The organism is Haladaptatus sp. CMAA 1909 (assembly GCF_043952005.1).
Lineage (GTDB): Archaea > Halobacteriota > Halobacteria > Halobacteriales > Haladaptataceae > Haladaptatus.
In genome coordinates this window covers 113425-126665 of sequence record NZ_JBIOAV010000003.1, presented here as the reverse complement: position 1 = coordinate 126665, position 13241 = coordinate 113425, and the positions used below count along the sequence as shown (strand labels likewise).

At 60.7% G+C, this 13241-nt stretch carries 11 protein-coding genes; 5 read left to right on the top strand and 6 right to left on the bottom strand.

The genetic code is table 11. The annotated features are described in order from the left end of the window. Positions 1 to 63: 63 nt before the first annotated feature. On the top strand, positions 64 to 1032 hold the full coding sequence (locus ACGYLY_RS22595; protein WP_395285038.1) for an ABC transporter permease: 969 nt from the start codon (positions 64 to 66) through the stop codon (positions 1030 to 1032). Positions 1033 to 1173: 141 nt separating this feature from the next. Further along, the gene (gene lonB / locus ACGYLY_RS22590; RefSeq protein WP_395285037.1) at positions 1174 to 3225 is read left to right on the top strand and encodes an ATP-dependent protease LonB; all 2052 of its coding nucleotides are present in this window, start codon (positions 1174 to 1176) and stop codon (positions 3223 to 3225) included. A gap of 77 nt (positions 3226 to 3302) precedes the next feature. Here lonB and ACGYLY_RS22585 read toward each other — a convergent pair whose 3' ends face one another. The 4 genes from ACGYLY_RS22585 to ACGYLY_RS22570 all read right to left on the bottom strand — a co-directional run bounded on the left by ACGYLY_RS22585 (position 3303) and on the right by ACGYLY_RS22570 (position 6456). Further along, on the bottom strand, positions 3303 to 3542 hold the full coding sequence (locus ACGYLY_RS22585; RefSeq protein WP_395285036.1) for a hypothetical protein: 240 nt from the start codon (positions 3540 to 3542) through the stop codon (positions 3303 to 3305). A 66-nt stretch (positions 3543 to 3608) separates the two neighbouring features. Then, positions 3609 to 3839 carry a hypothetical protein gene (locus ACGYLY_RS22580; protein WP_395291286.1) on the bottom strand — a complete coding sequence of 77 codons (231 nt, stop codon included), beginning with the start codon at positions 3837 to 3839 and terminating at the stop codon, positions 3609 to 3611. A 140-nt stretch (positions 3840 to 3979) separates the two neighbouring features. Continuing rightward, on the bottom strand, positions 3980 to 4846 hold the full coding sequence (locus ACGYLY_RS22575) for a ParA family protein (protein WP_395285034.1): 867 nt from the start codon (positions 4844 to 4846) through the stop codon (positions 3980 to 3982). Between the two features lie 593 nt (positions 4847 to 5439). Further along, positions 5440 to 6456, bottom strand: a complete 1017-nt coding sequence (locus ACGYLY_RS22570; RefSeq protein ID WP_395285033.1) for an alcohol dehydrogenase — start codon at positions 6454 to 6456, stop codon at positions 5440 to 5442. A gap of 174 nt (positions 6457 to 6630) precedes the next feature. On the opposite strand from ACGYLY_RS22570, the gene ACGYLY_RS22565 reads away from it, so the two are divergent. Further along, positions 6631 to 7791 carry an MFS transporter gene (locus tag ACGYLY_RS22565; RefSeq protein WP_395285032.1) on the top strand — a complete coding sequence of 387 codons (1161 nt, stop codon included), beginning with the start codon at positions 6631 to 6633 and terminating at the stop codon, positions 7789 to 7791. Here the strand turns inward: ACGYLY_RS22565 and ACGYLY_RS22560 are convergent, their stop codons facing one another. Continuing rightward, a complete protein-coding gene (locus ACGYLY_RS22560; RefSeq protein WP_395285031.1) occupies positions 7792 to 9693 on the bottom strand; it encodes an MGH1-like glycoside hydrolase domain-containing protein in 1902 nt (633 codons plus the stop codon). It lies immediately after the preceding gene. After that, positions 9693 to 10799 (bottom strand): TrmB family transcriptional regulator, encoded by a 1107-nt coding sequence (locus ACGYLY_RS22555; protein ID WP_395285030.1) that lies wholly within the window; start codon positions 10797 to 10799, stop codon positions 9693 to 9695. The genes ACGYLY_RS22560 and ACGYLY_RS22555 overlap by 1 nt, the downstream gene beginning before the upstream one ends. 161 nt (positions 10800 to 10960) lie before the next feature. Here ACGYLY_RS22555 and ACGYLY_RS22550 point away from each other — a divergent pair, with 161 nt between their 5' ends. Both ACGYLY_RS22550 and ACGYLY_RS22545 read left to right on the top strand, forming a co-directional pair. Beyond that, entirely contained in the window at positions 10961 to 12295 is a 1335-nt protein-coding gene (locus ACGYLY_RS22550; RefSeq protein WP_395285029.1) for an ABC transporter substrate-binding protein, read from the top strand. A 40-nt stretch (positions 12296 to 12335) separates the two neighbouring features. Next, positions 12336 to 13241: a carbohydrate ABC transporter permease gene (locus tag ACGYLY_RS22545; RefSeq protein WP_395285028.1), complete on the top strand. Its 906-nt coding sequence runs from the start codon at positions 12336 to 12338 to the stop codon at positions 13239 to 13241.

Here is a 13241-nt window from a genome sequence, read left to right as displayed (position 1 = left end):
TTTACACGTTTCCGGTCCAAAACGGTTATGTATATTTCACATAATCGTTCGATGTCGAACTCCATGAGTCGTCGCTCCTACGTCATCAGACGGGCCGCGTTCTCCATTTTCGCCCTCTATCTTGTGCTGTCGGTCACGTTCGGGTTCATCGCGCTCACTGCGGATCCCGGCATCGCCTCGGTCGCCCACGGAGCGTCACGACAGGCCGCTTCCGAGCGCGCAAACATGTCCGAGCGCCAAGAGATGGTACAGAAGGCCATCGAGGAGTACAAGGCCGAACACGACCTGAACAAGCCCATTTGGCAGAGCTACGTGGACTGGATGGTCGATATCACGACGCTCGAGTGGGGGCGTTCGTACTCGCTTCACACGCCCGTGCTGACTGTTCTTGCAGAAGCGATTCCGGCGACGCTCAAATACGTCGTTCCGGCGATGCTATTTGCGCTCATCGGCGGCATCGGTCTCGGCGTGTACGCCGCATTGAACCCCGGTACTGCGATCGAACGGATCGTAACCGCTGGTTCCTACATCGGGTTCGGGATTCCGAACTACTGGCTCGCCGTCGCCGCTGGCCTGTTCGGTGTCACAACATTCGCCACCCAGTTCGTCCCGGCGGATGTCGTACGATATGCTCTCCCCACGGTCATCTTGGGGACAAGCCTCCTCGCCGGGCAGCTGCGATACGCTCGGGCGGAATCACGCGAACACATCTACCGCGAGTTCATTAAACTGCTTCGAGCGAAGGGGGCGACGAACTGGCTTGTCGCACAACACATTCTTCGAAACGCCGCGATTCCCCTTCTCTCGTTGTTCTTTGCGGACCTCATCGGAACACTCGTCGTGAACGTATTCGTCCTCGAATCCGTCCTCGGCATTCCGGGCATCGGTTCTCTCGGACTGCGGGCGATTCAGGCACGTGACCTCCCACTCATTCTTGGCATCGCCATGGTCATCGCTTTCGCAGGCATCGTCGGCAATCTCCTCCAGGACCTCGCGTACTTGGGTCTCGACCCGCGCGTGGATTCTGAGTGACGGGCGGTTTATCCTCTCCGCCATCGTCACGATTCGAGCGTTCGTGTTCTCCCGTTCGGAAGTAAAGTATCAACGAAACACCACTCCTTTCAGAAAGTATATCTGTCGTCGTTACGGATATTATATCAACGATATTGTAGTATGAGGCACTCAAACGATACTGACGACCCTTCCCCGTCGGAGACGGTGCCCGACCCCGCCGGTGAGGAGTCCGACCCCGATGACGAACCCGACTCCGCGACGGACGGTGACGTCCTCGGAAAAAACATCGATGATGCACTGGTCGCCGACGACTTCGACCCCGAAACGGACGACGACCTTCTCGGCGGACTAGATGTCGAAACGAGCGAGGAGATTCCGATTCCCGACCGATTGGTCGACCAGGTCATCGGCCAAAATGCGGCACGGGACACCGTGGTGAAGGCAGCAACACAACGCCGCCACGTGATGATGATTGGGACGCCCGGAACCGGCAAATCAATGCTGGCCAAAGCGATGAGTCAGTTGCTTCCGAAAGAGGAATTACAGGACGTTCTCGTCTACCACAATCCTGACGACGGAAACGAACCGTTGGTCCGAACCGTTCCCGCTGGAAAAGGCAGGCAAATAATGGACGCCCACAGGGAGGAGCTTCGAAAACGCGGTCGGATGCGCACGTTCCTGATGTGGACGGTCATCGCCATTGTCGCCGGATACTCCATATTCCTCGCCGGCGAACCGTTGTACGGCATCATCGCGATTGCGCTCATTTACCTCCTGTTCAACTACAACTCACGTGGAACCGACGGCGTGATTCCGAACCTGTTGGTCGACAACTCCGAGACAACCACCGTCCCGTTCGAAGACGCAACCGGAGCCCACGCGGGTGCGCTGCTGGGCGACGTGCGCCACGATCCGTTCCAGTCCGGCGGGATGGAAACGCCGAGCCACGATCGCGTGGAACCGGGTGCCATCCACAGAGCCAATAAAGGTGTCCTGTTCGTAGACGAGATCAACACGCTCGACATCCGCAGTCAGCAAAAGCTGATGACGGCGATTCAAGAGGGCGAGTTCTCCATCACCGGTCAGTCCGAGCGCTCCTCGGGCGCGATGGTTCACACCGAACCCGTCCCGACCGATTTCATTCTGGTCGCGTCGGGGAACCTCGACGCCATGGAGAACATGCATCCGGCGCTCCGTTCGCGTATCAAAGGATACGGCTACGAAGTGTACATGAACGACACCATCGACGACACGCCGGAGATGCGCCGCAAGTACGCGCGTTTCGTCGCCCAAGAGGTCGAAAAGGACGGAAATCTTCCACATTTCACCCGGGCCGGTATTGAGGAGGTTATTCACGAAGCCCAGCGCCGGGCGATGCGCAAGGACCACCTCACGCTGAAACTGCGTGACCTCGGTGGACTGGTCCGCGTCGCGGGCGACATCGCTCGCGCGGAGGACGCAGAGAACACGACGCGCGACCACGTGTTGCAGGCCAAACAGCGTTCGCGCTCCATCGAACAGCAGATCGCTGACCAGCATATCGAACGGCGGAAGGATTACGACCTCACCGTCGCCAGCGGCGACGTGGTCGGTCGCGTGAACGGCTTGGCCGTCATGGGCGAAGACAGTGGCCGCGTTCTCCCCATCATGACCGAGATAGCGCCATCACAGGGTCCCGGTCAGGTCATCGCCACCGGGAAACTGCAGGAGATAGCCGAGGAGGCGGTCCAAAACGTCAGCGCCATCATCAAGAAGTTCAGCGACGAGAGTATCGAGGGGAAGGACATCCACATCCAGTACGTCCAAACCTACAGTGGTGTCGAAGGTGATTCGGCGTCGGTGACGATGGCGACGGGCGTCATCAGCGCGCTCGAAGACGTTCCCATCGACCAGAGCATCGCCATGACCGGTTCCCTGTCAGTCCGCGGCGACGTGCTCCCGGTCGGCGGCGTCACGCACAAAATCGAGGCCGCCGCGAAGGCCGGTATCGAGACGGTCATCATCCCGAAGGCCAACGAGCAGGACGTGATGATAGAAGAAGAGTACGAGGAGATGGTCGATATCGTCCCCGTCTCGCACATCAGCGAAGTCCTCGAAGTCGCGCTCGTCGGGGAGTCCAAAATTGAACGACTCACCGCCAAGGTTCGGAACATCACTGGAACGGCACTCGACTCATCCGTGGACCACGGCTCGCCGAATCCAAGTCCCTGACGTCGATTGACAAGCCATCGCTTTTTCCGAACATTACAAAAGACCGACTGTCGATTCCGCGACCGAATTTCCCGCTCTCAGAGGTCCGCTTCGACGCGGAGTTCCTTGTCGGTCACGGTATCGATAACCTCCCCGGGAACGGTCAGGTCATCGTCATCGACGCTTCCCCATCCGAACGCCTCCAACCACGCTTCCCCGAGACCGGGGTCCGGGTCGACGTAAGCCGTGTTGTCCTTCACCTCGGTCACGATTCCGAGTTGTTCGCCGTCCGCGTCCATCAGAAACTTCCCTTCGTCTTCGTCACTGAGCGTTGCCATGTCCGTTCTGTTCATGTCGAACGTATATTCTCTTTGTGGCTAACAGAGTGTACTAATATTCCAGCGTTAAAGGTCGTAACCCCACTCACGGAGGATGTCCGCCGCGGTGTCGAGGTTCCGCATGCCGGCGAGGTAGATCGCCTCCCGGGCGTCGAGTCGGTAGACGTCGTCGCCGATGAGCGACTCCAACTCCCGCTCAGCGTCCTTGGCATGCCCGTCGGTGGAGTCTTGCACGAACAGCTGGTGGACGCTCTCGCGTTCGTCCTTGACAGTGTCTCGACGAAGTATTAACGGCAAGTCTGATCGTTCAAACTGAACGGTATTACTGTCTGGTGTTTCTGATTCGGTCTGCTCTTCAGTCACACCTTCTTTGTCAGCCATTTTCGATTCTTCTATCTCCGTTTCGTCGTCGCCAAATGGATCGGATGCACCGGTTTTCATGCTACCGTCTCCTGTGTGGTAAACTGCTCAGAGATGAACGCTGCCAGCTCATCGAACTTTTTGAGCGTGGTTTCCTCGTACTCCCGCAACCGGAACTCGTCGCTGTCTGCTAACTCGAAAATGCTTACTTGGTTCTGCCATGCTTCGCCGAGCATTGACCCTCGTTCACGTATTGAGACGGGTGCGACGGGAAGGTCCTGTTCGTTGAGCTCATCCAGTACCGACCGCTGGACATTCGTCCCACTGACTTTGTTCGGAACTACTCCCAAAATGCCGACTTCGATGTCGCCGAGCGTATCCTCTATATTGCTCACCACATCCCGAAGCCCCTCGACACTCTGCTCACCTTTTGCGCTGAGCTCAGCTGGGATGAGGAGGTTCGATGTCGCGTAGATCGAGTTATAGATGTGTTGTCCGACCGTCGCCGGGGGGTCGATGATGAGTACGTCATAGGTTGACGGAACGTTCGCATCGGTGAGCACGCGTCGAAGTTGTTTCTCCTTCGGCCAGCGGTAGTTCGCATCGTGCATCGACTGTTCCATCTCGGCTGCACGCGTGAGGTTCTGTTCGAGCGACCCGAGCATGTTGTGGCCCGGAACGAGGTCCAAGTTCTCACCGACGTTCACGATGAGGTCGTCGAACTCGCCGTTCGGCCGCTCGACCATATGTCGGACGATGTTGTCCACGCTCGCGTCCGAGCGATACTCGTCCGCGCCGAAGTGGTGTGTCAGTCCACCCTCCTGTGGATCCATGTCGATGACGAGCACCCGTTGTCCCCGCCGGGCGTGTGCGGCCGCGAGGTTCACGGAGAACGTCGTCTTCCCGACTCCTCCCGCCTCCGACCAAACCGTATACGGAATCATACACGAATCCCATCGTAAGCAACCCATAAAAACACTAGTCAGACGCACCATGCAGTATTACTGGATAGTAATTTCACACAGAATTGTTGAAAAGTATTACTGGTCGTTGTCTCTCGTCAGTGCTGTTGAGTGGGTGGTCTTTCGACACTCCCTCAACTCCCTTACTGAATCGTGCTCTCGAACGTCCTGCTCTTTCAGTATTACTGGACAGTGTTTCTCTCCCATCTGTCTCGGGAGTATTATCTCTCTACTCTTGGATTTTGGATGTTTTGGACGCTTTCCGGTCGGTTTCGTTTCATCACTTTCCCAGTCATTCGGCTCGTCACACGGCCCAAGTCTCACTGCTCTATGTGTTCATGTGGCCCGACCGTTTGATTTCTCGTTCAGAGTCTCCAAACAGTGTCAGCCAGTATTTTTGGACAGTGTCCCTGGTTAGTATTACTGTTAAATATTACTTTATAGTATTTATGAACAGTACCATCGGTTGGTCTTCCCAGATGGGTTTTGCTCGCGATTCGTGGTTCGTGTTCGCAGTCGCGTCGAGACCTGTCGAACCGAAGGTCCGCTCGGACTGTCCGTAAAATGGACCCGGCTCAGGGTTCCAATACGGCGCGGAACCGAACCTCGTTTTCCATCATCTGCTCGTAGGCGTCGTCGGCGTCGACGAGGTCGAACGTCTCCACTTCGGGCGTGATGTCCCGGAGCGCGCTGAATTCCAAGGTGTCCTGTGACTCGCGAGCGTGACCGGAGGCCCATCCTCTCACTCCGCCACGGCTCCCGACGAGGGCGGCCCCGGAAACGTCGATGGGTTCACCGGGGACGCCGACGACGACGACTTCCCCGTCCGTGTCGAGGCCGGGGATGACCGACGAAATCGCATCGGCGTTCGGTGCGGTTGCGAGGACGACCTTCGCACCGCCCAACTTCTGGAGTTCCTCCGCCGGGTCGTTCGCTTCGGCGTCGATGAAGTGGTCGGCACCCAACTCGCGGGCGTACTCCTCCTTGTCGATGCCGCGCGAGATGGCGACCGTCTCGAACCCGGCCTGTCGGGCGTACTGCACGCCGAGGTGGCCGAGACCACCGATGCCTTGTATCGCGACCAGATCGCCTGGTCTGGCGTCCGTGTGCCGGAGCGCGTTGTACGTCGTGATTCCAGCACAGAGGAGCGGCGCGGCGTCCGCCGAGTCGAGTTCGTCGGGGACGGCCGCGATCGCTTCGGCGTTGACGATGGCGTATTCGGCGTATCCGCCGTCTACCGTCACGCCGTGAATTTCCTCGTTCTCACACTGTTGAAACTCGCCGCGACGGCAGGCCTCACAGACGAAACAGTGACCCGCGTGCCATCCTGCCCCCACACGGTCGCCCTCCTCCCACAGCTCCACGTCCTCGCCGACCGAATCAACCCGACCGACGATTTCGTGGCCCGGAATTCGCGGATAGGAGAGGCCGGGATAGCCGCCCTCCTTCGCGTAGGAATCGCTGTGGCAGACGCCACAGGCTTCCACTTCGACGCGGACCTCGGTGGCATTCGGTTCGGGAACATCGCGTTCCACGAGTTCGAACTCTCCTCCCGGTTCGTCCACTTCGATCGCTCGCATTGTCTCTGACATACCACCTCGATCCACGGCTCCGAGACGGATAAGTGGAAATGCCAATCTCGTCGGAAACCGGAAATATCGACCGATTTCCGTCGATTTCCGCGTCGGAAGAACGGTACATCGTTGGCCGCTGTCGTCAAATTTACCGCCCCGCCGCGAGTGGTTTTCGACGAGGAATCTACTTTCGTGTCGAAAAGCTGGCGGTCGGTTGCGACGGTTACCGGGTGGCAAACCGCGGCGAGCCTCTGCTATTACAGTATCTTCGCCGCGACGGGCGTCGTCCGCGACGCCTTCTCCTTGTCAGCCTCGAGTGTTGGTTTTTTCCTGACGGCGGCGTTGTTCGGTTACACGCTCGCGTTGTTTCCGAGCGGCGTCGCGGTTGACGGCTACGGCGAAAAACGCGTGATGGTCGTGGGATTGGTCGGTCTCGCCGTCGCCACCGTCGGCGTTTCCGTCGCCACCTCGTACGCGTGGTTGCTGGTCGCGGGCGTCGCGTTGGGTGCGGCCTACTCGTCCGCGATGCCCGCGTCGAATCGGGGCATCATCGCCAGCGCCCCGAACGGGCGACAGAACCTCGCCATGGGGCTGAAACAGGTCGGCGTTACGGCCGGGAGCGGAGTCGCCTCGCTCGTCATTACCGGCGTCGCAGCCGTCGCGGCGTGGCAACTCGGCTTCTGGGTCATCGCGGTCATCGCGGGTGGCTATGCGCTCGGGTTCGCCACCGTCTACGGCGGGTCGTCCGGCGACGGGCAGATGTCGCGGCCGGACTTCTCCGAACTCAGGTCGAACGGGACGTACCTGTTGCTGGTCGCCGCCGGGTTCTTCCTCGGTGCGTCCATCTTCGCCATGCTCGGCTACATTGTACTCTACGTCGTGGATGGACTCGGCAAAACGACCGCCGTCGGCGGTATCGTGTTGGCGCTCACGCAGGTCACGGGAAGCGCCGCCCGCGTCGGTGCCGGAACCGCCGCCGACAGACTCGGCGGTGCCCGCGGGTCGGCGACCGTTGCCCTCGTGCAAATCGCGGGCGGCGTCGTCCTGTTTGCCGCGCTCGCCGTCGGCATCTCGTCGTTTTCACTCGCGCTCGTCGTCTTCGCCGGACTCGGCCTCTCCATATACGGTTCGACCGGCGTGTTCTACTCCTGTCTGAGCAACCTCGTCGATGACGATGACATCGGGGCCGCGACGGCGGGCGGGCAGACCGCCATCAACGTCGGCGGCCTCGTCGCTCCGCCCGTCTTCGGTTTGCTGGTCGAACGGTCGGGCTACGGAACCGGGTGGGAATTGTTGGCCGGATTTACCTGCGTCGCGGCGATACTCCTCCTCGTCGTCCGTCGTTCGGCGTGACTACCGGACCAATTCGGCTATCGCGTCTGCCGTTTCCCTGTTCGACTCCGCTACAATCTGCAGAAAGCCGAACACGCTCCCAGCGCTCCACGCCGCCGGGATACACGCGTCCGGGTGGCGAACCGTCCCTACCGACAGGTCCCCGTCGAAGCCGACCATGAGTTCCGGGAAGCCGAGACGGTCCGGAAAGTCCGCCCGAACAGTGTCGGACAGTGCCGTCAGCCCCGATACGGCGAGCGATTCGGCCGCTTCGTGGTGGCCCCGCTCCGCGAACCCCATCGCGGCGATGCTCGTGTCGTGCGGCCAGACGCTCCCGCGGTGGTACGAGAGCGGGTCGAACGAATCGTGTGACGCCGAAAACGTTCGAAGCCCTGCCGACGTGAGCATGTCGTCGCCCGTCAGTCGCTCCGCTACCTCTGTGACTCGCTCGTCGCTCCCCAATCCGCCCCAAATCGCGTGTCCCTGATTCGACGCGATGCTCGGGATGACGCCTCGGCCGTCGATTCCCAGCGCGTAACATCCCTCCTCGGGAAGCCACAGCTGTTCCTCGAACGTCGCGGCGAGCGTTTTCGCGGCGTCGTCGCACGTCCTGGCGAGCGTCAAATCGTCCCGACGCTCGGCGAGCGGCGCGAACCGCGTCAGCGCTCGGAAGGCGTACCCTTGAACCTCTGCGAGTGCAATCGCCCCCCGTGCGCGCGTTCCGTCGGGATACGAGAGCGCCTCCGCGCTGTCCTTCCACCCGAGATGGGTGAGTCCTCGCGGGTGGTCGTGCGGTTCGTAGAAGAGGAGACCCTCCTCGTCCAGTTCGCCGAGGGTCCACTCGACGGCCGCCTTGGCGTGGGGGTACACCGAATCGAACAGCGAATCGTCGCCGGTTTCCGCCACCGTGTCCGAGAACAGCGCGGCGAACAGCGGCGTCGCGTCGACCGTTCCGTAGTAGGGCGTTCGGACGCTCTCGCCGATGGCCGGAAGGTCGCCGTGTCGTTTCTCGTGCATGATGCGGCCGGGCGCTTCGAGGGTGGCATCGTCGGTTTCCGTCCCCTGCTCGTCGGCCAAGAACCGGAGCGTTCGCTTCGCGACGCTCGAATCGTACGGGAGCAGTTGATAACTAACGACTATCGAGTCCCGGCCGAACGGCGCGAGAAATCGCGGCGCGCCCGCCGCCGGGACGCCGCACGGGAGCAGCAGCGCGCCGAGCGTTTCTGCAGCCCGTTCAACGAGCCAATCGTACTGCGGGTAATCGACGTCCGCTTCGATTTCGGGCGTGTCTCGCCGGCCGGCCGGGAGGACGATGTCGAGTTCGACCGCGTGCGTCGATGCGGGGGGAACCGTCACGGCGGCCGAAAACGTCGCCGACTCGTCGGAAAGGGACACCTCGAAGTCGGACTCCGATCCGACTTTCACCCGTCGTTCCGTTCCGTCCGCAAGGGTTCCCACGAACGTACAACCGGTCGCGTCCTCTTCCACCGTTATCGGCCTGTCTTGGTTTTTCCGCGGCGAGAAGAACGCCGGAATCTCGAAGACGTGGCCGAAATCGGGTGTGAGGTCGAACGCAAGGTCCGTCTCCCGTGCGGTTTGCGTGTTGTTCGTGAGTCGAACCGTGGCGGTAACGCCCGTCTCCGTCAGTTCGAGTCGTTTGCCGAGCGTCCACGGTCGCTGTTCGCCACGGCCGGTTCCGACGGTCGGACTGGCGAGCGTCGTCGTCACGCCCCGATCGCGGGACTCGCGGCCGAGGACGGTCCACTCCTCGCCGTTTCCGACCTCGATTTCCACCGTGGAGAGGTACCGGTGGTCGGACTCGTACACGCCGGTTTCGGGCGTTTCGGGGGTGACGTCCCCCCGCGAGTCCACGATGATCTGTCGGCCGGAATCCACGGCGAGCGCACAGTCGTCGGGTAGCATTAAGCATCCGCCTCCTCGTCGTCGGGATAACTCACCGTTTCGATGATTATCCTGTCCGCTTCCACGTCTTCGAGGACGGCACCCCAGCCACCGATACCGTACTCGCCCTCGTCCGTCTCGATGACGATAGTCGCTTGCCCCGCGAGCGAGGAGAGCGAGGGCGTCTGTGTCGCGTCCAGAAGGTCCCCGTTGGGGTACAACACGTCCGTGATTTCCCCGGTGAGCGCCACGACGTTTCGTTTTCCCATTTCCCGGCCTCTGGCCGTGGCAGTGATGGTCGCCCCCTCCTTGAGGAGCGGTGCGATATCTCGAATGCAGCGCCGAATGTTCACGTACTCGGCGGGTAGTGTCTCACTGTGGCTCGTGTGAACGACGGGCCACGATTCCCAGAGCGCGGCCTCGAAGTACCAGTGAAAGACGTACGAGAGCGTCTCGTCTTCGAACACCGCGCCGTACTGCTCCACCGGGTCGGTGTGCGGCGCAAAGCAGGTTATCTTCCGGTCCACCAGAGCGAGGAACGGCGCGGGGAGGTGGCGGTGGCGCGCTTCCGTGACGACGCCGTTCAACGCCTCCTCGCTCGGGAGGTCCGTCGGTTGCTCGTGGCTCGTGTTGAGCGACACGGAAACGAAGACATCGTTCTCGCGGCAGGTTTCGAGGGCGGGGGCGAGCGTTTCGTACTGTTCGGGCGTCACCGACAGTTGCACCTGATTGGTGGCGTCACGTATCGCTTCCTCGGCCCGTTCGATGACCGTCTCGACCCGTTTGAGGACGCTGATTCGGTGGCCGCCGACGCCCGCCTGTTGCCACCGGTTTCGAATCTCGGTGGCCGTGTTCGTGAGGGTTTCCGCCCGCGATTGGAGGTTCTGGAGCACGTCCGTCGGTTCGCTGGCCCGCGCACGCAGTGCGTCCTGTTTGTACGTTTCCACGTAACCGTCCTCCTCCAAGTCCCGAAGCACGTCGTAAATCCGTGACCGCGGAACGTCCGCCTGCTCGGCGAGGGACGTCGCGGACGCGCTCCCGAGGGAGAGAAGGGTGACGTACGCGTCGATTTGGTACGTCGACAGCCCCGTCTCTCGGAGTCCGTTGCGAAGTTCGTCGGTGTCCATCTGTGTATTCCTTGCCATCCTATCGTGTTGAATCTTCCAACCGGATCTCGGAATTGTCCCTCGTGCCGACCATACGAATTCTCATATTCACTCCTGTATCAAACCTATGAGCAAGATTTATATATGTCTTATTCTTCATGGTTGAGTAGGACAGAGTTCCTATGACAGGAGACCACAAACACGGGGAAAAAACGCGGCGTACGGTTCTGAAATCACTCGGCGGAGCGGCCGGCGTAACGGCTCTCGCCGGTTGTCTCGGCAGTCTCGGCGGCAGCGGCAGTGACGGCGAATCCAAGGACATCACGTTCTGGACGAGCAACGTGGAGAACGACCGCAAGAAGGTCATCAACGGCGTCCTCGACTCGTTCGAATCGAGCCACGAGGCGAAGGTCACGATGAACGCGGTCAAGGAAGACGACCTGCCGACCCGGATTTCGTCCGCCCGCGCATCCGACACGCTCCCGACGGTCGCGGAGTTCGGCCTCTCGCCGATGCAAAAACTTGGCAGCGGGGGTCTCCTCTCCACGAAAGCGGCCGACGACGTCATCAGCTCTGTCGGTAAGGACAAGTTCTACAAAGGCGCACTCGACCTCACGAAAGCGCCCGACGGCGGTCACTACTCGATTCCGATGTACGGGTGGGTCGAGGGGATGTGGTTCCGAAAGAGCGTCCTGGAGGAGAACAACCTGAAACAGCCGACGTCGTGGGACACCATGCTGAAGGCGGCGAAAACGCTCCACAAGCCGGACGACAACCAGTACGGTATCGTCGTCGGCACGAAGAAGACGGCGTTCGCCCGCCAGTGTTTCACTCCCTTCGCCCGCTCCAACGGTGCACGCGTGTTCGACAAGGAGGGGAACATCGTCTTCGACAGCAAGGAAATGATCGAGGCGCTCGATTTCTACGGCAAACTCTCGAAATACACGCCGCCGGGCAAGGACACGTGGAAGACGGCGAACAACACGTACCTCAACGAGCAGTCGCACGTCATCCAGTACTCGACGTTCATCATGGGCGATCTCGTCGACAAGGGCGAGAAGATGGTGAAGGACACCGGCTTCGCCCCGTACGTCGAACACAAGCGCAAGAGTTCGTTCGGCCAAATCGTCGGTCTCAACCTCTTCGAGTCGGCTTCGGAGGGACAGCTCGAATCCGGAAAGACGCTGTGTGAGTACATGATGAACGACAAGTACGTCGAGTGGCTCCACATGGCCCCCGGCGGGATGAACCCCGTCCTCAAGGAGACGGCGAGCAGCGACGAGTTCAAGGACAACGAGACGCTGAAGGCGTGGGGTTCGACGGTCGAGGACGTGTCGGCCGCCTTCGAGAACATCGAACGCTTCGGCTACGTCGACGGCAAGGCGTTCCCCGAACTCGGCAACATCACGAACAAGTTCCTCATCGCCGAGGCCATCTCGCGCGTAACGGACGGCGAGAGCGCCGACACCGTCGCCAAGGAGCAGGCGAAGAAGATGCGCGACGCCATCAAGGAGTAATCGGCACTCGCTCGAAACCGACCATGACCCCATTTCACTCATGAGTTTAGCAAATCGTACGAAGCTATCGTTGGACGGCGATTACACCGTCGAGCAGAAGGAGGCCATCCTCGGCTATCTGCTCATCGCACCGGCGCTGTTGCTGGTCGCCGCTGTCATCGTGTATCCCGTCCTGTACAACGTTTACCTGAGCTTTACGAACGTCCCCCTGTCGCCCGACGCTTCCCCGACGTGGGTCGGTCTCGAACACTACCGAACCCTCCTTTCGAGCGGCGAGTTCTGGGCGGCGCTCAAAACGACGGTCATCTTCACGCTCCTCAGCGACGTGCTCGCGACCGTCGGCGGACTCGGCGTCGCCATCCTGTTCAACCGGAAGTTCCGCGGCCGTCGCCTCGTCCGCGGTCTCATGCTGTTGCCGTACGTCGCCCCGCTCATCGCGGTGGCCTACGTCTGGCAGTGGCTGTTGGACCCGCTCTACGGCATGATTCCGTACTTCTTCAGCAACGTCCTCGGTGTCTACGGTGGGGATATCGACCTGCTGAACAACGCGAAAACCGCGCTCTGGACGGTCATCGCCTTCGACGCGTGGCGCTACTTCCCGTTCGCGTTCCTGATGATAATCGCCCGACTGCAAGCGATTCCGAGCGACATGTACGAGGCGGCGAAGATAGACGGCGCTGGCTACATCGCCCGGTTCAGGGACATCACCCTCGCCGAGTTGAAGTACGTCCTCGCCACCGTCTTCCTGCTTCGCTGGATTTGGAACTTCAACAAGTTCGCCGACATCTGGCTGCTGACCAAGAAGGTGAACACGCTGTCGCTATACGCCTACCAGACGGCGTTCGCGAACTACAACCACGGACAGGCGGCCGCCATCGCGATGGTGCTGTTCGTCGCGCTGATGGCGTTCGTGCTCGTGTACGTCAGTTGGATTCTGGAGTGGTAA

Bases quoted from the DNA above. Each gene is read 5' to 3' on its own strand.
- ACGYLY_RS22595 (WP_395285038.1), top strand. From the start codon at position 64: ATGAGTCGTCGCTCCTACGTCATCAGACGGGCCGCGTTCTCCATTTTC.
- lonB (WP_395285037.1), top strand. From the start codon at position 1,174: ATGAGGCACTCAAACGATACTGACGACCCTTCCCCGTCGGAGACGGTG.
- ACGYLY_RS22585 (WP_395285036.1), bottom strand. From the start codon at position 3,542: ATGGCAACGCTCAGTGACGAAGACGAAGGGAAGTTTCTGATGGACGCG.
- ACGYLY_RS22575 (WP_395285034.1), bottom strand. From the start codon at position 4,846: ATGATTCCGTATACGGTTTGGTCGGAGGCGGGAGGAGTCGGGAAGACG.
- ACGYLY_RS22570 (WP_395285033.1), bottom strand. From the start codon at position 6,456: ATGTCAGAGACAATGCGAGCGATCGAAGTGGACGAACCGGGAGGAGAG.
- ACGYLY_RS22560 (WP_395285031.1), bottom strand. From the start codon at position 9,693: ATGCTACCCGACGACTGTGCGCTCGCCGTGGATTCCGGCCGACAGATC.
- ACGYLY_RS22555 (WP_395285030.1), bottom strand. From the start codon at position 10,799: ATGGACACCGACGAACTTCGCAACGGACTCCGAGAGACGGGGCTGTCG.
- ACGYLY_RS22550 (WP_395285029.1), top strand. From the start codon at position 10,961: ATGACAGGAGACCACAAACACGGGGAAAAAACGCGGCGTACGGTTCTG.
- ACGYLY_RS22545 (WP_395285028.1), top strand. From the start codon at position 12,336: ATGAGTTTAGCAAATCGTACGAAGCTATCGTTGGACGGCGATTACACC.